Annotated in this window: 21 protein-coding genes; 6 read left to right on the plus strand and 15 right to left on the minus strand. The window is 70.7% G+C overall.

The features are described 5' to 3' along the window. Nucleotides 1–25: 25 nt before the first annotated feature. From ACE3Q8_RS02250 to ACE3Q8_RS02270, 5 genes are all read right to left on the minus strand, one after another. Nucleotides 26–1,672 carry a DEAD/DEAH box helicase gene (locus ACE3Q8_RS02250; RefSeq protein WP_374468495.1) on the minus strand — a complete coding sequence of 549 codons (1,647 nt, stop codon included), beginning with the start codon at nt 1,670–1,672 and terminating at the stop codon, nt 26–28. Nucleotides 1,673–2,044: 372 nt separating this feature from the next. Beyond that, entirely contained in the window at nt 2,045–2,497 is a 453-nt protein-coding gene (locus ACE3Q8_RS02255; RefSeq protein ID WP_374468497.1) for a hypothetical protein, read from the minus strand. Between the two features lie 173 nt (nt 2,498–2,670). Next, entirely contained in the window at nt 2,671–3,300 is a 630-nt protein-coding gene (locus ACE3Q8_RS02260; protein ID WP_374468499.1) for a hypothetical protein, read from the minus strand. Nucleotides 3,301–3,400: 100 nt separating this feature from the next. After that, complete coding sequence (gene parE / locus ACE3Q8_RS02265) at nt 3,401–5,461, minus strand: DNA topoisomerase IV subunit B (protein ID WP_374468501.1); 2,061 nt, start codon at nt 5,459–5,461, stop codon at nt 3,401–3,403. A gap of 143 nt (nt 5,462–5,604) precedes the next feature. Continuing rightward, nucleotides 5,605–6,180, minus strand: coding sequence for a hypothetical protein (locus tag ACE3Q8_RS02270; protein ID WP_374468503.1), 576 nt, complete (start codon nt 6,178–6,180; stop codon nt 5,605–5,607). 384 nt (nt 6,181–6,564) lie between these two features. Between ACE3Q8_RS02270 and ACE3Q8_RS02275 the strand changes: the two genes are divergently transcribed. Further along, nucleotides 6,565–7,479, plus strand: a complete 915-nt coding sequence (locus ACE3Q8_RS02275; RefSeq protein WP_374468505.1) for an alpha/beta hydrolase fold domain-containing protein — start codon at nt 6,565–6,567, stop codon at nt 7,477–7,479. Here the strand turns inward: ACE3Q8_RS02275 and ACE3Q8_RS02280 are convergent. Then, entirely contained in the window at nt 7,469–9,409 is a 1,941-nt protein-coding gene (locus tag ACE3Q8_RS02280; RefSeq protein WP_374468507.1) for a M61 family metallopeptidase, read from the minus strand. The two genes, ACE3Q8_RS02275 and ACE3Q8_RS02280, sit on opposite strands and share 11 nt — an antisense overlap. A gap of 61 nt (nt 9,410–9,470) precedes the next feature. On the opposite strand from ACE3Q8_RS02280, the gene ACE3Q8_RS02285 reads away from it, so the two are divergent. After that, the gene (locus ACE3Q8_RS02285; protein WP_374468509.1) at nt 9,471–9,848 is read left to right on the plus strand and encodes a Kazal-type serine protease inhibitor family protein; all 378 of its coding nucleotides are present in this window, start codon (nt 9,471–9,473) and stop codon (nt 9,846–9,848) included. A 93-nt stretch (nt 9,849–9,941) separates the two neighbouring features. On the opposite strand, the gene glnA is transcribed toward ACE3Q8_RS02285, so the two are convergent. Beyond that, nucleotides 9,942–11,351: a type I glutamate--ammonia ligase gene (glnA, locus tag ACE3Q8_RS02290; RefSeq protein ID WP_374468511.1), complete on the minus strand. Its 1,410-nt coding sequence runs from the start codon at nt 11,349–11,351 to the stop codon at nt 9,942–9,944. 50 nt (nt 11,352–11,401) lie between these two features. Then, a complete protein-coding gene (locus ACE3Q8_RS02295; RefSeq protein WP_374468513.1) occupies nt 11,402–11,740 on the minus strand; it encodes a P-II family nitrogen regulator in 339 nt (112 codons plus the stop codon). A 233-nt stretch (nt 11,741–11,973) separates the two neighbouring features. Here ACE3Q8_RS02295 and ACE3Q8_RS02300 point away from each other — a divergent pair, with 233 nt between their 5' ends. Genes ACE3Q8_RS02300 through ACE3Q8_RS02310 form a run of 3 tightly spaced genes read left to right on the plus strand, consistent with a single transcriptional unit; the run spans nt 11,974 to nt 15,563 of the window. Beyond that, on the plus strand, nt 11,974–13,521 hold the full coding sequence (locus ACE3Q8_RS02300; RefSeq protein WP_374468515.1) for an acetyl-CoA acetyltransferase: 1,548 nt from the start codon (nt 11,974–11,976) through the stop codon (nt 13,519–13,521). A gap of 3 nt (nt 13,522–13,524) precedes the next feature. Then, entirely contained in the window at nt 13,525–14,094 is a 570-nt protein-coding gene (locus ACE3Q8_RS02305; RefSeq protein ID WP_374468517.1) for a histidine phosphatase family protein, read from the plus strand. Between the two features lie 17 nt (nt 14,095–14,111). Further along, the gene (locus ACE3Q8_RS02310; RefSeq protein ID WP_374468519.1) at nt 14,112–15,563 is read left to right on the plus strand and encodes an NAD(P)H-hydrate dehydratase; all 1,452 of its coding nucleotides are present in this window, start codon (nt 14,112–14,114) and stop codon (nt 15,561–15,563) included. A 70-nt stretch (nt 15,564–15,633) separates the two neighbouring features. Here ACE3Q8_RS02310 and rplI read toward each other — a convergent pair whose 3' ends face one another. The 3 genes from rplI to rpsF are packed head-to-tail and all read right to left on the minus strand — an operon-like array spanning nt 15,634 to nt 16,898. Continuing rightward, complete coding sequence (gene rplI / locus ACE3Q8_RS02315) at nt 15,634–16,218, minus strand: 50S ribosomal protein L9 (protein ID WP_374468521.1); 585 nt, start codon at nt 16,216–16,218, stop codon at nt 15,634–15,636. A 14-nt stretch (nt 16,219–16,232) separates the two neighbouring features. Beyond that, nucleotides 16,233–16,517 carry a 30S ribosomal protein S18 gene (rpsR, locus tag ACE3Q8_RS02320; RefSeq protein ID WP_374468523.1) on the minus strand — a complete coding sequence of 95 codons (285 nt, stop codon included), beginning with the start codon at nt 16,515–16,517 and terminating at the stop codon, nt 16,233–16,235. 18 nt (nt 16,518–16,535) lie between these two features. After that, complete coding sequence (rpsF, locus tag ACE3Q8_RS02325; protein WP_257838433.1) at nt 16,536–16,898, minus strand: 30S ribosomal protein S6; 363 nt, start codon at nt 16,896–16,898, stop codon at nt 16,536–16,538. A 179-nt stretch (nt 16,899–17,077) separates the two neighbouring features. Between rpsF and ACE3Q8_RS02330 the strand changes: the two genes are divergently transcribed. After that, nucleotides 17,078–17,209 carry a hypothetical protein gene (locus ACE3Q8_RS02330; RefSeq protein ID WP_374468525.1) on the plus strand — a complete coding sequence of 44 codons (132 nt, stop codon included), beginning with the start codon at nt 17,078–17,080 and terminating at the stop codon, nt 17,207–17,209. Between the two features lie 10 nt (nt 17,210–17,219). Here the strand turns inward: ACE3Q8_RS02330 and ACE3Q8_RS02335 are convergent, their stop codons facing one another. From ACE3Q8_RS02335 to ACE3Q8_RS02350, 4 genes are all read right to left on the minus strand, one after another. Next, the gene (locus ACE3Q8_RS02335; protein ID WP_374468527.1) at nt 17,220–17,759 is read right to left on the minus strand and encodes a peroxiredoxin; all 540 of its coding nucleotides are present in this window, start codon (nt 17,757–17,759) and stop codon (nt 17,220–17,222) included. Nucleotides 17,760–17,844: 85 nt separating this feature from the next. Then, nucleotides 17,845–19,218 carry a calcium-binding protein gene (locus ACE3Q8_RS02340; protein WP_374468529.1) on the minus strand — a complete coding sequence of 458 codons (1,374 nt, stop codon included), beginning with the start codon at nt 19,216–19,218 and terminating at the stop codon, nt 17,845–17,847. A 106-nt stretch (nt 19,219–19,324) separates the two neighbouring features. Further along, nucleotides 19,325–20,329, minus strand: coding sequence for a DUF4402 domain-containing protein (locus ACE3Q8_RS02345; RefSeq protein ID WP_374468531.1), 1,005 nt, complete (start codon nt 20,327–20,329; stop codon nt 19,325–19,327). Nucleotides 20,330–20,387: 58 nt separating this feature from the next. Continuing rightward, nucleotides 20,388–23,111, minus strand: coding sequence for a hypothetical protein (locus tag ACE3Q8_RS02350; RefSeq protein WP_374468533.1), 2,724 nt, complete (start codon nt 23,109–23,111; stop codon nt 20,388–20,390). Between the last annotated feature and the right edge of the window lie 20 nt (nt 23,112–23,131).

The raw sequence follows: 23,131 nt of genomic DNA on the forward strand, positions 1-23,131 counted from the left end.
TCCTTCCAAGCCCCGAAGGACCCGATCAGTCATCCGCCGGCGGCGGGGGCGCGCTGCGCATCAGGAAGGCCGGGATGTCGGAGCCGAAGCCGACCACGCGGTCGTCCCGGTCGCGGTCGCGATCCCGCCCACGGTCGCGGTCGCGGTCGCGGTCGCGGTCGCGCTCGCGGCGGTCGCCGCGATCCGGACGATCGCTGCGCTCGGGACGCTCGGCGCGGGCCGGGCGCTCGGAGCGTTCGCCCCGTTCCGGCCGCTCGCGCTGCGGGCGAGCCTCGGGCGCGCTCGGCGCGGGCGCCGGAGCTTCGGCGACCGAGGCGACGGGCTCGGCGGCCTTGCGGCTGCGCGAGCGCTTGGGGGCGGGCGCCGGCGCCTCGCCGGGCTCGGCGGCCGGCGTGGCCTGCAGCGGCTCCATGGAGGCGCGCTCGCCGTGCTCCTTGATCGCCCGCGGGCGACGGTCGCGGTCGCGCTCGCGGCCGGACCGCTCGCCGCCACGGCCCTTGCGGTCGCCGCCGCGGCGGGGCTCGTCCTTCAGGCTGCCCCAGTCGAGGTCGAGCACGATCTCTTCCGGCGTCTTGCCGATGAGCTTCACGACCTTGTCGAAGTTCTTGGCGTCGGCCGGGGTGACCAGCATGAACGCCTCGCCGGTGCGGCCCGCGCGGCCGGTCCGGCCGATGCGGTGGACGTAGTCGTCGGCGTGGTGCGGCACGTCGTAGTTGAAGACGTGGCCGACGGCCGGGATGTCGAGGCCGCGGGCGGCCACGTCCGAGGCGACGAGCAGCTTCAGCTCGCCGTTCCGGAAGCTGTCCAGCGTCCGCATGCGGGTCTGCTGGTCGAGGTCGCCGTGGATCGGGGCGGCGTCGAAGCCGTGGGTCTTGAGCGACTTGGCGACGATGTCGACTTCCGACTTGCGGTTACAGAAGACGATGCCGTTCACCACCTCGCCGCGCTGGATGAGCGTGCGCAGCGCGGTGCGCTTCGCCTTGGGATCGCTCACCGGCATCCTGACCATGTACTGGGTGATGGTCTCGGCGGTGGTCGCCGGCCGGGCCACCTCGATCCGCTCGGGATCGCGCAGGAACTGCTTGGTGAGCCGGGTGATCTCCGGCGGCATGGTGGCCGAGAAGAACAGGGTCTGCTTCTTGGCCGGGGTGAGCTTGAAGATCCGCTCGAGGTCCGGGATGAAGCCCATGTCGAGCATCCGGTCGGCCTCGTCGACCACCATGATCTGGACGCCCGTCATCAGCAGCTTGCCGCGCTCGAAGTGATCGAGCAGGCGGCCGGGCGTGGCGATCAGCACGTCGACGCCGCGGTCGAGCTTCTGTTCCTGGTCGGAGAACGAGACACCGCCGATCAGCAGGGCCCAGGAGAGCTTCTGGCCCTTGGCGTACTTCTCGAAGGAGGCGGCGACCTGGTCGGCCAGCTCGCGGGTGGGCGCGATGACGAGGGCGCGGGGCATGCGCGCCTTGGCGCGGCCCGCGGCCAGGCGGTCGATCATCGGCAGGGTGAAGGCGGCGGTCTTGCCGGTGCCCGTCTGGGCGATCCCCAGCACGTCGCGGCCATGCAGCGCGACAGGGATGGCCTGGGCCTGGATCGGCGTGGCGGTGGTGTAGCCGGTGTCGGCGACGGCTTGGAGCGTCGCGGCCGAAAGGCCAAGTTCGGAAAATTCGGTCATCTTATACGAGTAAAGCGGTGGCCCGCCGATCCCTGAAGGAGAACTTGGCTGGCGTACCGCGGCGGCGCGAGCGGAGATCGCCGCGCGCGCGGAAGATACGGGCAGCAACGCCCAAGTCAACGCGCAGAAGTGCGTGTCCGTTCAGAGATCGGGTCGCGGAGGTCAAAGTTCAATGCGGCCGGATCAGGTTTATCTGGATCAGGCCCCGGAACACCGGCCCGGAGGGGCGGTCGAGATCCGCCCTGGCCTGGCGGCGGCCGCGCCAGTGGGCGAAGCGCACGAGCCCCCGCGTGCCAGCCGCGGCGAGCTTCCCCGTCAGCGTCGGGCGCGGCGGGACGTAGGGCAGGGCCGGGGGCGGGACCGGCGGCGCGGTCAGAGCGGTCCGGCCTCGTACTTCGGCGGGCTTTTTTTTTGAGCGCCATCCAGGCCGCCGTCCGGCGCCGGCTGCCAGTCCGCCTCGGCGTCATGGCGCGTGGTGTCGGCCTGAGGCGCGCCGGAGCGGAGGGCGTCGGCGAAGGCGCGGGCGGCCTCGCCCAGCGCGAAGGCCAGGGCGCCGCCGGCCGGGCCGAGCTCCACATGACCGCGGCCGCGGTCGCGGATGTGCTCGGCGGCGTCGTGCAGGAAGCTGCGTGCGCTCGGGCTCTGGCCGGCCTTGCGGGCTCCGGCCATGGCGCCGGCGGCCATGATCGCCTCGGCGATCAGCACCTGGCCCGTTCGCGAGGCCAGCAGTTCGCCGAACCGTCCCTTGCGCACGGCCTTGGGCACCTTCACGCCGGCGATCCGCTTCGGCAGCAGGCTCTTGGTCTTCCGCTTCGTCTTGGCCATCGAGGCCTCCTGTCCGAGCCGCAGAACGAACGGCGCCTTGGCCGCGTTCCGGACCCCAGCGTGCGACCACGCGGCGACGCCCCGGCGCGGGGCCAGGGGGACCGCCCTCGCGGGCGGGTTTGCTCAAGGAACGCGAGAGGCGGGCGCGGGCCAGCCGGGGCGGGGGCCGCGGCTCAGGAGGAGTCGGCCGCCTGCGGTTCGGCGCACGGCCCGGCGACGTCCGGCCGTCCGGACGGCGCGGGCGGGCCGTTGTCGACGATGTCGTAGAGGAGGGTGGCGTCGACCCCGATGGTGTCGCACGCCTCTATCACCAGGATGTCGAAGTCGTCGGCGAGGAAGTCCGGGCGCTGTGCGGCCTCGTCGAGAAACGCCTCCAGCCGGCGCCAGACCGGATCGGAGGGCGGCCGGCGACGGGCCCGCTCGTCGTCCTCGTCCCAGTCGCCGTTTTCCTGCTCGGACCAGAAGGCGTTGTCGACGCGATCGCGGATCGCCGCGCACCGACGGGCGACGCTCTGCTGGCGCAGGCGCGCGTCGGCCTCGGCCTGGAGGGCCGCACGCTCCGCGGAGTCCCGGGCCTCGCGCGCCGCGGCGTCGCGCTCGCGGATCACCTTGAGTTCCAGGGCGAGCGTCTGGCGAAGCCCGCGCGAGACGCGCTGGAACGCGCCGGAGAGCTTCACCGCGTCCTCGACCCGCTCGGCCTCGAGGGCCCGGTTCTGCAGGTCTCGCGCCAGCGCCAGGGTCATGCCCGCGAGCTCGGCCAGGATGGCCGAGTGACGATCCGGGGCTGAAGCGTCGGTGGGCATGAACAAAACAAGAACACAGGTTCCCGCCAAACGCAAGTTTTCGATTGGATTTCGTTACTGACGTGCGGCCGCGGCCGCGGCCGGGCGACGGCCGCAGACGTCAGACGTCCAGGTCGGCGGCGGCGAACTCGGCGTTTTCCTGGATGAAGCGGAAGCGCAGCTCGGGCTTGCGGCCCATCAGGGCCTCCACGAGGCTTTCCACCGTCTCCTCGGCGCGGGGCAGGGTGACCTTGGCCAGGATCCGCTTGGAGGGATCCATGGTGGTCTCCTTGAGCTGGGCGGGCATCATCTCGCCCAGGCCCTTGAACCGGCTGATCTCGGGCTTCTTGCCTTTGAACTCGGTGGCGAGCAGCTCGTCGCGGTGGGCGTCGTCGCGGGCGTACATGGACTTGCCGCCGTGGCTGATGCGGTAGAGCGGCGGCAGCGCGAGGTAGAGGCGGCCGGCGCGGATCAGGCCCGGCATGGTCCTGTAGAAGAAGGTGATCAGCAGGCTGGCGATGTGGGCGCCGTCCACGTCGGCGTCCGTCATGATGATGATCCGCTCGTAGCGGAGCTCTTCTTCCTTGAACTTCGAGCCGCCCTGGACGCCCAGCGCCAGCAGCAGGTCGGCCAGCTCCTTGTTCTGGCCGAGCTTGTCGATGGAGGCCGACGCCACGTTCAGGATCTTGCCGCGCAGGGGCAGGATCGCCTGGGTGCGCCGGTCGCGGGCCTGCTTGGCCGAGCCGCCGGCCGAGTCGCCCTCGACCAGGAAGAGCTCGGTGCCGTCGGTGGCCTGGCCGGAGCAGTCGGCCAGCTTACCCGGCAGGCGCAGCTTGCGGGTCGCCGACGCGCGGGCGACCTCCTTGTCGCGGCGGCGCTTCAGCCGCTCCTCGGCGCGTTCGATGACGAACTGCAGGAGCGCGGTGGCCGACTTCGGCTGGCCGGTCAGCCAGTGGTCGAACGGGTCGGCGAGCGCTTTTTCCACCAGGCGCTGGGCCTCGGAGGAGGAGAGCTTCTCCTTGGTCTGGCCCTGGAACTCGGGGTCGCGGATGAAGACGCTGACCAGCGCTCCGGCCTGGGCGACCACGTCCTCGGCGGTGATCAGGCCGCCGCGCTTCTCACCCACCAGCTCGGCGTACTGCTTGAGGCCGCGGGTGAGGGCGGCCCGCAGGCCGGCCTCGTGCGTGCCGCCCTCCGGGGTCGGCACGGTGTTGCAGTAGGACTGCATGAAGCCGTCCGCCTCGCCGAAGCCGGCGGGGGTCCAGGTGACCGCCCATTCCACCTTGCCGGCCTCGCCCGGACGCTCGTAGCGGCCGGCGAAGGGCTCGGGGGTGACGGTCTCGACGGACTTCACCCGCTCGGCGAGGAAGTCGGCCAGGCCGTTGGGGAAGCGGAAGACCGCCTCCGGCGGCGTCTGGTCCTGGATGCGCGAGGGGTCGCATTTCCAGCGGATCTCGACCCCGCCGAACAGGTAGGCCTTGGAGCGCGCCATCCGGTAGAGGCGGGCGGGTTTGAAGGCCGCGCCGTCGCCGAAGATGATCGGGTCGGGCAGGAAGGCGATCTGGGTGCCCTTCTTGCGGGTGGGGCCCAGCTTCTCGATCGAGCCCAGCGGCTTGCCGCGCGTGAAGGCCTGGCGCCACTCGAACCCGTCCTTCCAGACGGTGACCTCGACCCGCTCCGACAGCGCGTTCACCACCGAGACGCCCACGCCGTGCAGCCCGCCCGAGGTCTCGTAGGCCTTGCCGGAGAACTTCCCGCCCGAGTGCAGGACGGTCATGATCACTTCCAGCGCCGACTTGCCGGGGTGCTTCGGGTGCGGGTCCACGGGGATGCCGCGGCCGTCGTCCTTCACGGTCAGCATGCCGTCGGCGTCGAGCGTGACCTCGATCGACTTGGCGTGGCCGGCCACCGCCTCGTCCATGGAGTTGTCGAGGACTTCGGCGAACAGGTGGTGCAGCGCGCGTTCGTCGGTGCCGCCGATGTACATGCCCGGCCGCTTGCGAACCGGCTCCAGGCCTTCGAGCACCTCGATGTCGGCGGCCGAGTAGCCGGACGACTTCACGCCGACGACCGCCGGGTCCGGACGCGGCTCATGGCTCTCGGCGAGCGGCGCGGCCGGCGCGGGGTTCAGCGCGTCGTCGAACAGGTCGGGCAGGGCGGACTGGGCGGCGGAGTTCGGCATGACTCACGGAAGCTAGGGGGATTCTGGCCCCGGATATGAATCGCCCGGCCGCCGGGCGCAATGCGGCCTGGGCGCGCGAGGGAGTATTTGTAGATAGCTAGGCAACGCCGCGGAATGGACAGCGCCAGAGTCGCAACGGAGGCCTAGCTCGCCTCCTCATTAGTGAGATCGATAGGTGGGAAGCGACGGACAAACTCCTGGGCGAGCTCGCTGCCTGAATGGCCGACCAGATCATCGGGTATGAACTGTTTGAGGTGCCAGGCTAGAGCGATCAGGTCACTCAGCAGGTCGGCGCTCTCCATGACGACCTTTGAAACGGTCTCTGGCGTGTATTCACGAACGTCGAGTTCATCGGATTTGATCATGTCGAGCCGCAGCATGGTGAGGCTCCCGGCGCCTTCGTCGATGAGGGCTCCATGGGCGAGCGTGTTTCGGTCAATGACGAGCTTCGCAGCCCGTGAGAGGATCGCCGCCATTGCGGCTCCGTCGGGAGCTAGTTCGGCCTTGGCGGCGTAGCACTTCCGTACGAAAGCCAACTTCCGACTGAAGGAACGCGGTAACGCTGCCTCGCTGGGATGACCGCCCATGAACTCGAACAGGATACGCGAGACGCCGCTGAGGACGGCATCGATCTGCGCCCAGATTATAATCAAGTGTCCGACGTTGAGGGCTAGCAGTTCGGATCTGAGCTCGCCGTGCGTAAGCCTGTTCGCCGACATCACCGACAATCCTCTCTAGCTGAAGACTACCGCCACCTGGCTGAAGCGCCATGGCGATTGCTCCGCCATTGTGAATTAGTGCGATGATCCGCTGAAGGGCGCGAGCCACGGCGGCGCCGGCAAGCTTCTCACGCCACACGACCCCTGCGCCATGGTCGAGCCGCAGACAGGTCACGCCCCGGCGCGCGGCGCCAGCGATTGAAGCTCTTGAGGACCTGCGGGGTGCGCTCTGCTGTCCTCCGCGTCCGTGCCAGAGCGTGGCGAGCAGCGGAAGTCGCGCTTGGGACGGCGGCGGACGGCCTGGCCCGCTGCCGGGCGGGGTTGACCCGGGCGGGGCGGTTGGCGAGCTTCGGAGAGCGCCGTTCTGGCGAGACGGAGGCCGGGATGGCTTGGAAGGATCCGGACATCGAGGGGGTGCGCGCCCTGCTGGCGGCGGGGGCGACGCCGCCAGGGGGGCCGGAGCCGACGCTGGAGGAGCGGCGGATGCGCATCGACGCCTTCGCCGAGATGGTCCCGCTGCCGGAGGGCGTCACCCGCGCCACGGGCGAGATCGGCGGCCGGGCCTGCGAGCGGCTGGAGCCGGCAGACGCCGTCGAAGGGCGGCGGCTGCTCTACCTGCACGGCGGCGCCTATGTGATCGGCAGCGCGCGGAGCCACCGCCCGCTGGCCGCCCAGCTCGCCGCGGCGGCCCGCGCCGTGGCCGTCGTGCCGGACTACCGGCTGGGGCCGGAGAACCGCTTCCCGGCGGCCGTGGAGGACGCGGTGGCCGCCTACGCCGAGCTGCTGGACGAGACGGACGCCAGCCGGATCGTGGTCGCGGGGGACTCGGCCGGCGGCGGGCTCTCGCTGGCGCTGGCGCTGGCGCTGAAGGCCCGCGGCCTGCCGCAGCCGGCGGGCTACTATGTCATCAGCCCCTGGGCGGACCTCACCCAGTCCTCGGACACCTACCGCACCAAGGCCGCCACCGACCCGATGATCCAGAGGGACGCGGTGGCCGGATCGGCCGCCGACTACCTGGGCGGCGGCGATGCGCGCGACCCGCTGGCGTCGCCGGTGTTCGGCGACTTCGACGGGGTGGCCCCGATCCTGATCCAGGTGGGATCCGAGGAGACCCTGCTGGGCGACAGCCTGAAGGTCGCCGACGTGGCCGGCCAGGCCCGGGTGCAGGTCCAGCTCGAGATCTGGCCGGAGATGATCCACGTCTTCCAGGCGTTCTTCTTCCAGTGCGCCGCGGCGCGCCGCGCGATCGCGGCGGCCGGGGCGTGGATGGAGGCGCGCCTGAGCGCGGCTACTTCCTAGGCGCGTAGATGGCGCTCAGGCGGTCCGGGGTCCCGGCGATCCGTTCGAGCCGCGGGTAGCGCAGGCCGCCGCGGTAGTCGATCGCCACGGTGCGGAAGTGGTCGCCGTCCTTGACGATGACGCTGATCGGCTGGCCGCCCGCCTTGGCGGCGGTGATCGCCTCCTTGAACCGCTCGGCGTCGTAGGCGATGCCGTTCACCGCCATGAGCTGGTCGCCCACGGTCAGGCCGGCCTTGAACGCCGGGCTGTCCCACAGCACGCCGGTGATCCGCGCCTCGCGGTTCAGCGTCAGGCCCACGGAATAGGTGAGGTCGACGATCTTTCGGCTCGCCTCGTTGTCCTTCCAGTAGTCGGTGGGGGTGTCGGTGTAGACGAGCCGGTAGCCGCCGCGCTCGACGCCGGCGAGCGGGAACTCGGGCGACACCTGCCGGAGCTTCTCGTCGAGGAACTTGGCCCAGTCGTAGGGCTGGACCTTGTCGAGGGTGCGCACGACCTCGTCGAAGTCGTAGGTCAGGGGCTGCTTCCACTCGCCGTCGTTCACGCCGAAGAAGGCGCGGGCGAAGTCGTCGAGGCTGCGCTTGCCGCCGGAGCGCTCGCGGATCAGCGTGTCCACGTCGAGCCAGACGAGCTGGCCCTCGGAATAATAGTCCTCGCTGCGCTGCCAGCTCGTCCAGGGGATCGGCCGGCGGCCGGCGAGGATCGGGTCGTTGGTGGTGTCCTCCACCGAGCGCCACTGGCGGCCGGGACGGCCCTCGGAATAGGTGGCCGCGGTCATGGCCAGGGCATCGAGCGTCTGCTGCTTGGTGACCAGGCCCGAGCGGGCGCCGAGGACGAAGCCCCAGTACTGGTCCTGGCCCTCGTAGACCCACAGCAGGCTGTCGCGCATGGGCTCGTTCAGGGTCGGGCGCCACAGGTCGGCCGGGCGGCGGTACTTGCCGTCCCAGGAGTGGGCGTACTCGTGCGGCAGCAGGTTGCGGGCCGGGGCGTTCTTCGTCCACTCGGTGAAGTACTCGGGGTCGGTGCCGTTCTCGCTGGAGCGGTGGTGCTCCAGGCCGATGCCGCCCATGCGCTCGGTGAGCGCCAGCAGGAAGTCGTAGTGGTCGAAGTGGCGGGCGCCGAACAGGCGGTCGGCCTGGCGGACCAGTTCGCGGTGCTTCTCGATCTGCTCGGGCGTGGCGGCCAGCAGCTCGGGCCGGTCGGCGACGATGTTCAGGCGCACCGGCGACTTGCCGCTGGTGTCGAGGTCGTAGCGCTTGAAGTGCTTGCCGGCGAACAGGGGAGAGTCGGTGAAGGTGTCGAAGTCCACCTGCCGGAAACGGACCAGGCCGTCGGCCTCCGAGGCGGTCTCCAGGGCCGTGCCGTAGCCCCAGCCGGCGGGCAGGCGGATCGAGGCGTCCACCGGGATGCGGCGCATGTAGTAGCCGGCCGGGTACATGGCCAGCGACACCCACTGGGCGTTCAGCATCTCGGGCGTGATCAGGACGCGGCCCTGGTCGCCGGCGGTGGGCGTCACGTGCTGGAACTCGACCTCGACGGTCCGGGCGCCGGCCGGCGGGGTGATGTGGAAGGCGAAGACCTGCACCGGGTCGCGGGTCCAGCGCAGCGTCTCGCCGCCCGCGCGGAAGGTCAGGCCGGCGATGTTGTAGATCGGGTTGCGCGGCGAATGCCCGCCCGGCACCCACTGCGGGAAGAGGATGGTCATGGGACCGGGCGCGGTCACCGGGATGGACTGCCGGACCCGGAAGATCCGCCGCTCCAGGTCGGTGGCGTCCACGTCCACCGTGATCACGCCCGGATAGGCCACATCGCGCGGCTCGGCGACCGCCGGCGGCAGCGGCGTCGGCTGCGGGCCGGGCGAGGGCTGGGCGAAGGCGGGGAGGGCGAAGGCCAGGACGGCGGCGGAGGCGATGGCGCGCTTGCGGAGAGTCATGCGTTGCGTTGTAGAGCCGCCATCGGAAACGGCAATCGGTCCCGCACGGAGGAATTGCGCCATGTTGCGACGCGTCCTGATCGCGCTCTCGATGGGCGGCCTGCTGCTCGCAGGCTGCCAGCAGCCGGCGCCGGAGGCGGGGCCCGGGCCGACGCCGCCGCCGCGCAGCGAGGCGCCGGCGGGCGGGCGCGTCTCCCAGACGGGCGGCATGTGCGGCGGGATCGCGGGATTCCGGTGCGCCAGCGCCGACGACTACTGCAAGCATCCGGACGGCCAGTGCCGGGTCGCCGACGGCGCCGGGGTCTGCACGCCGAAGACGCCCATGTGCACGCGCATCTACCAGCCGGTCTGCGGCTGCGACGGCAAGACCTACGGCAACGCCTGCGAGGCCGGCGCGGCGGGGGTGAGCGTCGAGCGCCAGGGGGCGTGCGAGGGGTAGCGCTTCCTTTCCCTCCGCGTGAACCGGGGAGGAAAGGAAAAGGGCCGCGGATGGCTCCGCGGCCCTTCGGGTCACTGGATCAGCGTCCGGCGACTAGCACTTGAAGTACATGTCGAATTCCACCGGGTGCGGGTGGAGCTGGAGGCGCATGACCTCTTCCATCTTCAGCTCGATGTAGCTGTCGATGAAGTCGTCGTCCATGACCCCGCCCTTCTTGAGGAAGGCCCGGTCCTTGTCGAGGCTCTCGAGGGCTTCGCGGAGCGAGCCGCAGACCTCGGGGACCTTCTTCTGCTCGCGCGGCGGCAGGTCGTAGAGGTTCTTGTCCATGGCCGGGCCCGGATCGATCTTGTTCTCGATCCCGTCGAGGCCGGCCATCAGCAGGGCGACGAAGGTCAGGTAGGGGTTGCCCATCGGGTCGGGGAAGCGGGCCTCGATGCGCTTGGCCTTCGGCGAATCCACGTGCGGAATGCGGATCGAGGCCGAGCGGTTGCGCGACGAGTAGGCCAGCTTCACCGGGGCTTCGTAGCCCGGCACCAGGCGCTTGTAGGAGTTGGTCGTCGAGTTCGAGAAGGCGTTGATCGCCTTGGCGTGCTTGATGATGCCGCCGATGTACCAGAGGCACATGTCGGACAGGCCCGCGTACTTGTCGCCGGCGAACAGCGGCTTGCCGTTCGACCAGATCGACTGGTGCACGTGCATGCCCGAGCCGTTGTCGCCGAACATCGGCTTGGCCATGAAGGTGGCCGTCTTGCCGTAGGCGTGGGCGACGTTCTGGATGACGTACTTATAGAGCTGCATCCGGTCGGCCATGGTCAGCAGGTCGGCGAACTTCAGGCCGAGCTCGTGCTGGGCGGGGGCCACCTCGTGGTGGTGCTTCTCGGGCTGCATGCCGAGCTCGCCCATGACCGCCAGCATCTCGCCGCGCAGGTCCTGGCCGCTGTCCACCGGGTTCACCGGGAAGTAGCCGCCCTTCGGGCCCGGGCGGTGGCCCATGTTGCCTTCCGGATAGGCCTTGCCCGAGGACACCGGCAGCTCGGTGGAGTCGTAGCTGTAGAAGGTGTCGTGCGGGGCGGTGTTCCAGCGCACGTCGTCGAACACGAAGAACTCGGCTTCCGGGCCGAAGAACACGGTGTCGCCCACGCCGGCCGACTTCACATAGTTCAGCGCGGCCTTGGCGATCGAGCGCGGGTCGCGGTTGTAGGGCGTGTTGGTGTCCGGGTTCAGGACGTCGCAGAACAGCACCAGGGTCGTCTGCTGGTAGAACGGGTCGATGTGGGCCGAATTCAGGTCCGGCCGCAGCTTCATGTCGGACTCGTTGATCGCCTTCCAGCCGGCGATGGAGGAGCCGTCGAACATGGTCCCGTCGGTGAGGAACTCTTCGTCCACCAGGTCGATGTCGAAGGTGACGTGCTGCATCTTGCCGCGAACGTCGGTGAAGCGGACGTCCACGTATTTGACGTCCTTTTCCTTGATCTGGTTCAGGATGTCCTGAGCGGAAGCCATGTCGATGATCCCCTTTAGTTGTCCGGTCTCGATGGTCTGGAGGAGGCGGGTTAGACGGCCGCGGGCCCGGTCTCGCCGGTGCGGATGCGCATGACGTCGACGACGTCGGAGACGAAGATCTTGCCGTCGCCGATGCGGCCCGTGCGGGCGGCGGCGGCGATGGCCTCCATCGCGCGGTCGAGCTGATCGTCGGCGACGACGACCTCGATCTTGATCTTGGGGAGGAAGTCCACGACGTACTCCGCCCCGCGGTAGAGCTCGGTCTGGCCCTTCTGGCGGCCGTAGCCCTTGGCCTCGATCACCGTCATGCCCTGGACGCCCAGCTCCTGCAGGGCCTCCTTCACTTCGTCGAGCTTGAACGGCTTGATGATGGCTTCGATTTTTTTCATGGGGCCCGGCTTGAGACTGGAATGCGCCGCCCCGGCGCTTGGCGGGGACGGAGCACGCCGGGGGCTGCGGCCACAAGCCGACTCGGTTGCCTGCCGTCGCGGCCACCTGGGAAAATGAGCAGGCGCCTCAAAAACAGGCGCCAGCGGATCAAAAAACCATCAGGCCGGAAAAGGGCCTGTGACGGCGATTTCCGGGCCTGAGAGCCGGGGCGCCGAACCTCGGGAGGCCGTGTGTGACAAGCGAAACGACGCCAGTTCTCATCGGAGCGGGCCAATTCACGTACCGGGGCGCTCCGGGCGATTCACCGTCGCCGACCGCGCTGCTGAAGATTGCGGCGGAACGGGCGGGGCTGGACGCCGGCATCGGCGCGGCCGGGCTGGCGAAGATCGATGCGCTGGCGGTGGTCGGCTACACCATCGACGCCCCCGGCTCGAAGCGCGGGATGATCCCGCACTCCACCAACCCGCCCGCGAACCTCGCCCGCCGGCTCGGCGCGCAGCCCAGGTGGAGCGTCTACTCCGAGATGGGCGGCAACACGCCCCAGTACCTGGTCAACACCCTGTGCGAGCGGATCGCCCGCGGCGAGACGGAGCTGGCGCTCACGGTGGGCTGCGAGTTCCTGGGCTCGGCCATGAAGCGCGCGGGGCAGGGGCTGGGCTTCGACGACTGGCAGGCGGACGAGGACGAGGACCTGCCGGCCCCGCAGCGGATCGGCGACCCCCGCAACGGCAGCACGCCGTACGAGATCCGCCACGGCCTTTCGCGGCCGATCAACATCTATCCGATCTTCGAGAACGCGCTGCGGGCCCGCGACGGCCGCTCGTTGGCCGACCACCAGCGGCGCATGGGCGAGCTCTTCGCCCGGTTCTCGGAGGTGGCGGCCGACAATCCCGAGGCCTGGTTCCGCACCAGGCGCACGGCGGATGAGATCGTCGCTGTCTCCGACAGGAACCGCATGATCGGCTTCCCCTACCCGAAGCTGCTGAACGCCATCATGGAGGTGGACCAGTCGGCGGCGGTGATCGTCGCCAGCGAGCGGATGGCCCGCGAGCTCGGCGTGCCGGAGGAGAAGTGGGTCTACCTGCATGGCTGCGCGGACGCGGCGGACCTGTGGCACCCGCTGGACCGCCAGGACTTCCACTCCAGCCCGGCCATGCGGCGCACCGGGCAGAAGGCGCTGGAGATGGCCGGGATCGGCATCGACCAGGTGGACCTGATCGACCTCTACTCCTGCTTCCCGGTGGCGGTGGAGATCGGGGCCGAGGCTCTGGGGCTGTCGCTGGACGATCCGCGCGGGCTCACGGTGACCGGCGGGCTGCCCTACGCGGGCGGGCCGGGGAACAACTACGTCATGCACTCGGTGGCGGTGATGCTGCAGCGGCTGCGCGACCGGCCCGGCGCCTACGGGCTCCTCACCGGCAACGGCTGGTACCTGACCAAGCAGTCGACGGGGATCTACTCCACGAAGCGGCCGGAGAGGCCGTTCGAGCGCGAAGACCCGGCGGTCCTGCAGCGCGAGATCGACGCCCTGCCGCACCCGGAGATCGTCGAGCGGCCCAGCGGCCGGGCGGTGGTCGAGACCTATACGGTGGTGCATAAGCGCGAGGGCCCGTTCCTCGGCATCGTGGTGGGCCGCGACGAGGCGGGCCGCCGCTTCGCCGCCAACACGCCCGCCGACCCCGCCTTCCTGGCCGCCTTCGAGGCTGAGGAGCAGGTGGGACGGACCGGGACCGTCCGCCCGGCCGACGTCGGCCAGACCAACCTCTTCGTTCCGGACTGATCCATGCCCCGCCTCTACCTGATCCGCCACGGCAAGCCGGCCGCCACCTGGGGCGGGGCCGACGACGATCCGGGCCTCGACGAGACCGGCCGGGCGCAGGCGGAGGCGGCGCGCGACTGGCTGCTGGCCCTTCCGCCGGGCGAGCGGCCGGAACGGGTGGTGAGCTCGCCCCTCCGCCGCTGCCAGGAGACCGCCGCCCCCACGGCCCGCGCCCTGGGCGTGACGGTCGAGGTGGATCCCATGGTCGGCGAGATCCCCACGCCCCGGGCCCTGGCGGCGGAGGCGCGGCCCGGCTGGCTGAAGCAGGCGTTCCAGGGCGCCTGGACCGAGATCGAGGGCGACCTCGACTACGACGCCTGGCGGCGCGCCGTCGTCGCCTCGCTGCACGCCCGCGGCGACACGGCGGTGTTCTCGCACTTCGTGGCGATCAACGCGGTGGTCTCGCACCTGACCGACGACTCCCGGGTGGTGGCCTTCCGGCCGGACCACACCTCCATCACCATCCTCGAAACCGACGGAGAGCGCTTGACCTTGGTGGCCAAGGGGCGCGAAGCCACCACCGGAGTCCTATAGCCTCACGGGAGAGCGGCTTGGCGGCGCGCCAGATCCTCACGGTTTCCGAGACCTCCGCCGCCGACAGGGCCGCGATCGCGGCCGGAACGCCAGGCCCGGTGCTGATGGAGCGGGCGGGCACGGCGGTGGCCGACGCCATCTGCGCGCGCTTCGACCCGTGCCCCACCGTGGTGTTCTGCGGCCCCGGCAACAACGGCGGCGACGGCTATGTGGTCGCCCGCGTCCTGAAGGCCCGGGGCTGGGACGTGTGGGTGGAGGCGCTGGCCGAGCCGGCGACCGACGACGCCCGCGACGCCGCCGCCAAGTGGGACGGCCGCACCCTGGAGGTGGGCGAGGGGCGGGACCGCGCCGAGCTGTTCGTGGACGCCCTGTTCGGCGCGGGGCTCGCCCGGCCGCTGGACGGCGAGGCCGCGCGCCTGGCCCGCATGTCGCAGCGCCTGCGCGAGCGGGTGGTGGCCGTGGACATCCCGAGCGGCGTCGCCGGCGACACCGGCCGGCCGCTGGGCGAGGCGGCGTTCTGCGCGGCCCTCACCGTCACCTTCCACGCCCGCAAGCCCGCCCACGTGCTGGAGCCGGGACGCAGCCATTGCGGCGAGGTGGTGGTCGCCGACATCGGCCTGGGCGAGACGACGAGCCGGCTGTTCGAGAACGGACCGGAGCTCTGGCAGGACCGCTTCCCCTGGCCCGACAGCGCCTCCCACAAGCATTCCCGCGGCCGGCTGATCGTGGTGAGCGGCGATGCCTGGAGCACCGGCGCGGCGCGGCTCGCGGCGCGCGCCGGCCTGCGGATCGGCTCGGGCGTCGTCACCCTCTACTCGCCGCCGGAATCCCTGGCCTCCAACGCGGCCCACCTCGAGGCCGTGATGCTGCGGCCCTTCGAGACCGACCTGGAGCTGGAGCAGGCCGCGGCCGAGGTGGACGCCGCGGTGATCGGGCCGGCGGCCGGCGTCACCGAAACCACCCTGCTGAACGTCCTGGCGCTGGCCCGCACGGGCGCGGCCCTGGTGCTGGACGCCGACGCCATCACCGTCTTCCGCGACGACCCGGAGGAGCTGTTCTCGGTGCTCGACCGCGACGACGTGCTCACTCCGCATCCGGGCGAGTTCGAGCGCCTGTTCCCGGGCGTGCTGGCCGGCTCGCCCGAGCGGATCGCCGCGGCGCGCAAGGCTGCGGAGCGGGCGGGCGCGGTGGTGCTGCTGAAGGGCTCCGACACGGTGGTGGCCGCGCCGGACGGCCGGGCGGCGGTGAACGTCAACGGCTCGCCCTGGCTCGCGACTGCCGGCTCCGGGGACGTGCTGGCAGGCTTCATCGGCGGGCTGGTGGCGCAGGGCATGGAGAGCTTCGAGGCCGCCTGCGCGGCGGCCTGGATCCATGCGGAGGCGGCCGAGCTGCACGGCCCGGGCCTGATCTCCGAGGACCTGCCGGGCATGTCCACGGCGGTCCTGCGGCGGCTCTACGACGAGCGATAGGGCAGGGCCGCAAACGAAAACGGCGCGGAGATCGCTCTCCGCGCCGCCTTCAAGTCGATGAGCCCTGGGCTCAGGCCTCGGTGTACTCGGCCTCGAGCTGGCCCGCACCGCCTTCGAGGAGGTCGGCGGCGGCCTGTTCGGCGGCCAGACGCTCTTCCTCGAACTGCGAGCTGATCACGTTCTCGCCGCGGGCTTGGCGCTCGGCCTCGTCCTGGCTGCGGGCGATGTTCAGCGTCACGGTGACGGTGACTTCCGCGTGCAGGCGGATCTTCACCTCGTGCATGCCCAGCGTCTTGATCGGCTTGTCTAGCACGACCTGCGAGCGCTCGACCTTGCCGCCTTCGGCGTTGATCGCCTCGGCGACGTCGCGGCCCGCGACCGAGCCGTAGAGCTGGCCGCTCTCACCCGCCTGGCGGATGAGGACGTACTGCGTGCCGTCGAGGTTCTCGCCCGACTTCTCGGCCGCGGCCTTGGCCTTGGCGTTGCGGGCCTCGATGTCGGCGCGCTGGGCCTCGAAGACCTTCAGGTTCGCGGCGTTGGCGCGGAGCGCCTTGTTGCGCGGCAGGAGGAAGTTCCGGGCGTAGCCGTCCTTGACGGTCACGACGTCGCCCAGGCCGCCCCAGCCTTCCACGCGTTCGAGCAGGATGACTTTCATGTGCGTCCTCTCCCTTACTTCACGACGTAGGGGAGCAGCGCCAGGAAGCGGGCGCGCTTGATGGCCTTGGCCAGCTCACGCTGCTTCTTGGCGGAGACCGCGGTGATGCGGGACGGGACGATCTTGCCGCGCTCGGAAACGTAGCGCTGCAGGAGCTTGACGTCCTTGTAGTCGATCTTCGGCGCGTTGGCGCCGGAGAACGGGCACACCTTGCGGCGGCGGAAGAACGGGCGGCGCTGGCCGCCCGAGGAGGCGCCGGCGGCCGGAGCGGCCGGGGCGGCGGAGGTTTCGTCGGTCATGCGATGAGCCTCCCTTTCTTAGAATTGCGGGGCGTCGTCGCGGCGTTCGCGGTCGCGATCGCGGCGGGCGAGGATCGGGGACAGCTCGAGGTCCAGCTCTTCCACGCGCACGGTCATGTAGCGCAGGACGTCTTCGTTGATCGAAAGCTGGCGCTCCATCTCCTTCACGGCGTCGGCCGGGGCGTCGATGGCGAGCAGGGAGTAGTGACCCTTGCGGTTCTTCTTGATCCGGTAGGTCAGGTTGCGCAGACCCCAGTACTCGATCTTCGCGACGTTGCCGCCGCCTTGTTCGATGAGGGCCTTGAGCTGGTCGTTGAGGGCTTCGGCCTGCTGCGGCGAGATATCCTGCCGCGAGATGACCACGTGTTCGTAGAGGGCCATTCTATCCTTCTTCCGCTGTGGAAGGCGGCGCGTCCGGCGGCGGAAGGTCCGCCGGAAACGATGGCTCTCAGCGCGGCGGACGGGAGTTTCCCGACCCTTTCGCGTTCCGCGTGAGACCGCATTCCGTGAAGAGGCGGGCAAATAGGGGAAAACCGCTGTGCGGGCAAGGGTTTTCGCCCTTGCGCCGGCCCCCGCCGCGCCCGAGGCTGCGGCGAGGGGGATCCATGCGGCGAGGCAGGATACTGGCGGCGGCGGTCAGCGCCGGCCTGGGCGTGGCGCTCTACTACCTGGTGCAGGCGCTGCTGCGCTGAGGCGTCGGCCTCAGCGCTTGGCCTTCATGGACTGGACCGTGGCGAGCGTCTGGCTGACGTGCTCGGTGGGATCCATCTTCGAATAGGCGTGCACGATCTGGCCGTTGGGCGAGATCACGTAGGACGTGCGGTCGGACCAGTCGGGCTTGGCCGCCAGGATGGCGTCGTACTGGCGGGCGATCTTGGCGCCCTGGTCGGCGGCCACCGGGAACTTGCCCGAGCACTTGTCGGTGTCGGACGAGATTTGCTGGAGCTTGTCGAGGTTGCCGGCGGTGACGCCGATCACGGTCGCGCCGGCCGCCGCGAACTGCGGCATGGCGTCGGCGAACATCTTGGCTTCCAGGTTGCACCCCTTGGTGTCGGCGGCCGGGAAGAAATAGAGCACCACCGGGCCCTTCTTTCGGGCCTGGGCGAGCGAGAACGTCAGCGGCTTGCCGGCCTGGAAGCCGGGCGCGGTGAAGTCCGGCGCCTTGTCGCCCGCCTTCAGCGCGGCGAGCGCGGGCGTGGCGACGAGCGCGGCGAGCGCGGCGGCGGCGGCGAGGCGTTTCATCGTGGTGGTCTCCCGAGGCGTTCCCTTGGCCCTGCGGCCACGTTAGCGGCAAGCCGTCGTCGCGGCGAGCCTCCTTGCATCGGCCTCAGGCGAAGACGAAGTCCTCGGCCTGCAGCGACCAGACGCCGGCCCCCACCAGGGTGATGCTGTTCTGCCCGTCCTCGGTGGCGATCACCACGCCGTACCAGGTCTGGCGGGCGTGAGCGATCAGGGTCGCGAAGTCGCCGAACAGGGCGGGGGAGACGCGGATCTGGTCGGCGGGGTCCCACTCCCACTTCTCGCCATGGCCCCACGGCCACTTTTCGGCGGTCTTGTCCCAATGGCCCGAGCGGAAATCGAGGATCACGTCGTGGCCGCTGTTCGAGCCGAAGACGAAGAGGTCGTTGTCGTCGCCGCCCGACAGGGTGTCGGCTCCCGCGCCGCCGATCAGGGTGTCCTTATGGTCGCCGCCCATGAGGATGTCGTCGCCGGCGCCGCCGTCCAGGCTATCCTGACCCTCCTCGCCCCACATCTGGTCGGCGCCCGCGCCGCCCAGCACGGTGTCCTTGCCGTCGCCGGCCCACACCTTGTCGGCCCCGGCGCCGGCGCTGATCCGGTCGTGGCCCTCGAGCCCGAAGATCTTCTCCGAGCCGGCCGTGCCGGTCAGGGTGTCGGCCTTGCGCGTGCCCCAGAGGTCGGGGCCCGCCGGGACCGGCTTCAGCGTCACCGAGACGGTCTGGGCCGGGGAATAGTCGGTCCCGTCGAAGGCCCGGTACTGGAAGCTGACGGTGCGCGGCGCGGTCAGGTCGGCGTCGCCGGGGAGCGGCTGGACGTAGAAGGTCCCGTTGCTGTCGACCACCACGCCCGAGGGCAGGGTCCCGACGGGCAGGAAGGTGAGGGGCTGGTTGTCCGCGTCGGTGGCGACGAGCTGGCCCGTGAACATCTCGCCGCCGGTCACCGCGGCGGTGAACGGCCGGGCCACCGGGGCGGTGTTCAGGTTGAGGACAAGGTTGTCGAAGGCGCCCCAGCCCGTGCCGCCGTTGATGAACCAGTTGAGCTCCACCAGCCCCGCCGCGAACCCGGCCGGCAGGGCGACGGTCTGGAAGCCGTCGGTCGCGTCGGTGGTGAACTGGTGGGTGACGAGGCTGCCGTCGGCCTTCACGCCGGTGAAGTGGTACTCGACCACCGAGGTGCCGGTGACGGGGGTCGTGCGGTCCCAGCCCAGGAAGCTGAACCCGTTGACCTGGATCGCGCTGGCGCCGAAGGCCCCGCCCGCGGTCGGCTTCACGATCACCGTGTCGGAGGCGTACTGGTTGATCAGGTAGCCGCCGGTGCCGAGGTCGCTGACCTGGGTGCGGTTCCAGAAGGCGTCCGGATAGCCCTGCTGGCCAGTGACGAGGGTCGAGAACCGGAAGCCCTGTTCCGAATAGGTCTGGAACAGGCCGGCCGGAATGCTCTCGAACTGGATGGTGATCGGCATCTCGTCCCCCTGAGGCGCCCCATTTCGCGACAAATCCCAGCCGGCGGGGCGAACGCAGGGCGGCTGAGAGGCGGTTGCCCGCCCCGTACGCAAGCCTCGGGCCGCGCTAGTTGTAGGACACCGTCACGTTGAAGGTGCCGGTGTAGCCGCCATTGCGGGTGGTCGGGGTGATCGGGAAGGAGCCGCCGACGTAGAAGGTGTACGAGCCGCCCGTCCCGGAGACGGCGCTGAGCACCGGCGACGTGGGCGCCGTGTCGTCGGTGGTGACCGTCAGGCTCGAGCCGCTCGGGCCCACCATGGTGAAGCTGGGCGGGATGTTGATCGACAGCATCTGGCCGCCTTCGCCGGTCACCGTATAGGTCGCCCGGCCGGGCGCCGGCAGGTTCAGCCAGGTGACCCCCGGCGGGAACGAGCGGCCCGAATTGGCCGCCGCCAGGCCGACGACGCCGCCGGTCCCGCTCACCGGCTTGACGATGCGGCCGAACGACAGGTCCGAGATCTTGCTGATCGCCAGCGGGCGGAAGACGGTCGCCACCGCTTCGCCGGTGTCGGCCTGGTTGCCGGTGGGCGTGTTCGGCGCATCGTCGGCCCAGACGTAGAAGGCCGAGAAGGCCGCGCCGCTCGCCGAGCCCGAGTCGTTGCCGGCGATCGGGAAGTCGGCCCCGACATAGAAGGTCTTCGAGCTGTTCTTGCCGATCGGGCCGATCCGGAAGTTGATCGGGTTCGTCCCGGAGGGCGCGGTGACCAGGCTGGCCGTCCCCATGGCGACGGTGAAGTTGGTCAGGGCCCGGCCCCGGCCGCCGGTTCCGGAGGCGCCGATACGGACGTTCACGTTGTCGGTGTTGCAGGCGTTGGTCGAGCCGCAACTGATGGTGACCGTCGCGCGCGTGGCCCCGGTGTCGATCCGCGCGCCGGAGCCGCTGACCCGCGTCACCAGGCCCGACGAGGGGTTGACCCGGAACACGGTGTTGCCGGACGCCGCCGAGGCCACGCGGCCGAGGTTCGGGGTGTTGCTGGTGACCCCGACGCCATAGGTCTGGGCCGCCGCCCCGCCGCCCCACAACACGAGCGTGGCTGCAATCAGCAGTTGCGTAATACTTGCGGCGCGCATCGGAAACCTGGGTAGCACCTTCGGGCGGGCGGATGAACGGAAGATATCCGCCTCGGATTTACTGAACATTGCCGGCCGAAGGCTGCGCCGGCGCGTCCGGCGAAGCCGCAGGGGCGGGGGCCGACGCGCCCTCGGCGGGCTCGCGGGGCGCGAACCGGACCTCGGCGTCCACGTCCGCCAGGAAGCCGCCGTCGCCGGTGACGACGATGGGCGGCACGTCCAGCAGGCTCATGCGCAGCCGCCTGGCCTGGTCGGGGTCGAGCTCCAGCCGGTAGGTGCCGATGGGCAGGTTCTGGAAGCTGGCGGAGCCGTCGAACTCGGTGTTCATCGCCGCCCGGTAGCCGTTGTCGCCGACGAGGACGATGCTGGCGGCGGAGAGGCCCACCAGGCTGCCGTCGGGCCGGCGCAGGTTGATGTTCACCAGCACCTCGCCGGTCGGCTTCATGGGGTAGCGCACCGTGGTGAAGCTGCCGGCCCGCGGCGAGAACTGGACGGTGGTGGGCGGGGTTTGCACCGAGGTGTTCTCCACCTCGTCGAGGCCGACCAGCAGGCGGCTCGTCGGCCCGGCGCCCAGGCCGGTGACGAAGGCCTTGCCGTTGGCGCCGGTGCGGATCCGGCCCTCGGCGCCCTCGAGCGCCACATTGGGCACCGGCTCGTCGTCGCCGTCGAAGATGCCGTTGCCGTTGCGGTCGAGGAAGGCCTCGAACAGCAGGCTGCCGCCCGAGCCGGGGCCTGGGCGGGTCACCTGGTAGCGGCGCAGGATCGGGTTGTAGTTGAGGCCGAAGTTGAGCTGGGCGCCCACGCGCCAGCTGTGATCGGCGTTGTTGTAGTCGCCGCTGAGCGACAGGTCGGCGAACTTCAGCTTCAGGATGCCGGCGGCGGTGACGTTGAAGCCCGAGGCGTCGTCCAGCGCCTGGCCGAGGCCCAGGCGGAGCGCCAGGGCGTCCGAGACGTCCCGGTCGGCGGTGATCGCCAGGGTCTGGGCCCGCAGCTCGGGCAGGATCTCGAAATCGACCGTCGAGCGGAGCTGCCACTTGTAGCCACGGAAGGTGGAGCCCGCGAGGTAGCCGTTCAGCCGGTCGGTGGTCGTGCCGCGGCCGGTGGTCCGCTGGTACTCGACGCCGGTGGAGAGGAGGAAGGCCGAGGCGGTGGTGGAGCCCCGCACCGAGGCGGCGAGCTCGACCTGGCCATCGGCGTATTCGTTGCGCAGGCCGCGGATCGAGAGGGGCACCACCTGGCGGCCGAGCTCGACGTTGCCGTCGAAGGTGAGCTCGCTGCGGCGGAGCATCTCGCGGGTGGTGTCCGTGCCGATCCCGTTCTCGTCCAGGAAGCCGTTCCGGAACTCGGCGTGGCGCACCACGGTGGAGACGCCGAACAGGCTGCCGGCCAGGCCCAGGGAGAGGGCCGAGGCGTCGCGGCTGTCGTGCGCCACGTCGAGCTGGGTGGCGAAGCCGAAGAGCGAGGTCCGGGCGCCCAGGGTATAGAGCGTGCGGTAGTCGTCGTCGCCGTAGGGCAGGTAGGCCGCCGCGCCGGAGAGGGTGAGGGTGGGCGTGACGCCGTAGTTCATGGCCGCCACGGCGCGCAGCTTGCCGCGGCCCGGCTCGGCCTGCTCGTCCTCGCCGATCGCCCGCAGCCGGACCAGCGGCTCCTCCTGCTGGACGACGCCGAACTCGAAGGTCGCCTCGCCACGGCGCAGCAGGCCGCCGCCGACATTGATGATCCGGGTGTCCTCGCTGCGCTCGCCGCGCGGGCCGTAGGTGACCACCCGGACCACGTTGATGCCCTGGCTGAGCGGCACGTTCAGGAACTCGTAGCGGCCCTTGGCCGGCGTGTTCTGGCCGCTGCGCAGGATGTCGTTGATGTAGAGCTCGACGTCGTAGCCCAGCGGCAGCTCGCCGCGGAGGTCGATCCGGTTGAAGACGTTGGTCTGGTCGAGCGGGACGGTGGAGAAGGCGAGGCCGCGGCCGCTGAGGCTGCGGGGGCCGAGCGTCAGGCTGGGCGTGAACACGTCGCCCACCGAGAGCGTCCGCGCCTTCAGGAAGCCGAGCAGCCGCCCGTCCAGCGACTGCCGCTCGAAGGTGAGCCGGGCCACCGAGGGCTCGCCCCGCTCGTCGGAGCCGAGGTAGCCCTGGAAGCCGGTGTAGAGCAGGTCGGCGCCGGCCCGGATGTCGTAGCGCAGCGGCAGGCGGTTCTCGGACTTCTCCACGCCGAACCCCAGCGCCACGTCGAAGGCCGGCATGCTGAAGGGGCGGTAAGGCGTCTCGACGCGGAGCACCTCGTCCTTCTGGTCGATGTTCTGGGAGGCGTCGCGGCGGCGCGCCAGGCGCTGCATGCGGCCCTGGACCGGCAGCAGCTCGGTGGCCACGAGCTTCATGGCCAGCCCCTCGGGATCCACCTCGATCTTGATCGGCAGGAGCCGCTGGAGGGTGCTGGCGCGCAGGTAGATGTCGGTGTCGGTGACCGCGACGTCGGTGGCCGCGATGGGGACGTTGCGGGGCCCGTCCTTGGCCGTGCCGCTGACGAGGTCGACGACGAGGGAGCGGCGGGCCTCGCCCACCCGGCCGATGATCCGCCGCTCGGCCGGCAGCACCTCGACGTCCATCTCCAGGAGGCGGGTGAGTTCGCCCACCGGCAGCAGCGGGTCGTCGGGCGTGTCGTAGGCGCTCAGGCCGTCGGTGAGGGTGAGGTCGTCGAGCTGGACCGAGAACAGCAGCAGCGCCGCCGGATCGATGAGCGGGGCGTCTCCGGCGGGCTGGGCAGACGCCGCGGCGGGCGCGGCCACCGGCCCGGCGACGGCCTCAG

This window comes from Phenylobacterium sp., from assembly GCF_041913825.1.
In the GTDB taxonomy this organism is placed as follows: Bacteria; Pseudomonadota; Alphaproteobacteria; order Caulobacterales; family Caulobacteraceae; genus Phenylobacterium.

Bases quoted from the DNA above. Each gene is read 5' to 3' on its own strand.
- rpsR (WP_374468523.1), bottom strand. From the start codon at position 16,517: ATGACCGACGAAACCTCCGCCGCCCCGGCCGCTCCGGCCGCCGGCGCC.
- rpsF (WP_257838433.1), bottom strand. From the start codon at position 16,898: ATGGCCCTCTACGAACACGTGGTCATCTCGCGGCAGGATATCTCGCCG.
- ACE3Q8_RS02275 (WP_374468505.1), top strand. From the start codon at position 6,565: ATGGCTTGGAAGGATCCGGACATCGAGGGGGTGCGCGCCCTGCTGGCG.
- ACE3Q8_RS02255 (WP_374468497.1), bottom strand. From the start codon at position 2,497: ATGGCCAAGACGAAGCGGAAGACCAAGAGCCTGCTGCCGAAGCGGATC.
- ACE3Q8_RS02295 (WP_374468513.1), bottom strand. From the start codon at position 11,740: ATGAAAAAAATCGAAGCCATCATCAAGCCGTTCAAGCTCGACGAAGTG.
- ACE3Q8_RS02285 (WP_374468509.1), top strand. From the start codon at position 9,471: ATGTTGCGACGCGTCCTGATCGCGCTCTCGATGGGCGGCCTGCTGCTC.
- ACE3Q8_RS02335 (WP_374468527.1), bottom strand. From the start codon at position 17,759: ATGAAACGCCTCGCCGCCGCCGCCGCGCTCGCCGCGCTCGTCGCCACG.
- rplI (WP_374468521.1), bottom strand. From the start codon at position 16,218: ATGAAAGTCATCCTGCTCGAACGCGTGGAAGGCTGGGGCGGCCTGGGC.
- parE (WP_374468501.1), bottom strand. From the start codon at position 5,461: ATGCCGAACTCCGCCGCCCAGTCCGCCCTGCCCGACCTGTTCGACGAC.
- ACE3Q8_RS02305 (WP_374468517.1), top strand. From the start codon at position 13,525: ATGCCCCGCCTCTACCTGATCCGCCACGGCAAGCCGGCCGCCACCTGG.
- ACE3Q8_RS02260 (WP_374468499.1), bottom strand. From the start codon at position 3,300: ATGCCCACCGACGCTTCAGCCCCGGATCGTCACTCGGCCATCCTGGCC.
- ACE3Q8_RS02250 (WP_374468495.1), bottom strand. From the start codon at position 1,672: ATGACCGAATTTTCCGAACTTGGCCTTTCGGCCGCGACGCTCCAAGCC.
- ACE3Q8_RS02280 (WP_374468507.1), bottom strand. From the start codon at position 9,409: ATGACTCTCCGCAAGCGCGCCATCGCCTCCGCCGCCGTCCTGGCCTTC.
- ACE3Q8_RS02270 (WP_374468503.1), bottom strand. From the start codon at position 6,180: ATGTCGGCGAACAGGCTTACGCACGGCGAGCTCAGATCCGAACTGCTA.
- ACE3Q8_RS02345 (WP_374468531.1), bottom strand. From the start codon at position 20,329: ATGCGCGCCGCAAGTATTACGCAACTGCTGATTGCAGCCACGCTCGTG.
- glnA (WP_374468511.1), bottom strand. From the start codon at position 11,351: ATGGCTTCCGCTCAGGACATCCTGAACCAGATCAAGGAAAAGGACGTC.
- ACE3Q8_RS02340 (WP_374468529.1), bottom strand. From the start codon at position 19,218: ATGCCGATCACCATCCAGTTCGAGAGCATTCCGGCCGGCCTGTTCCAG.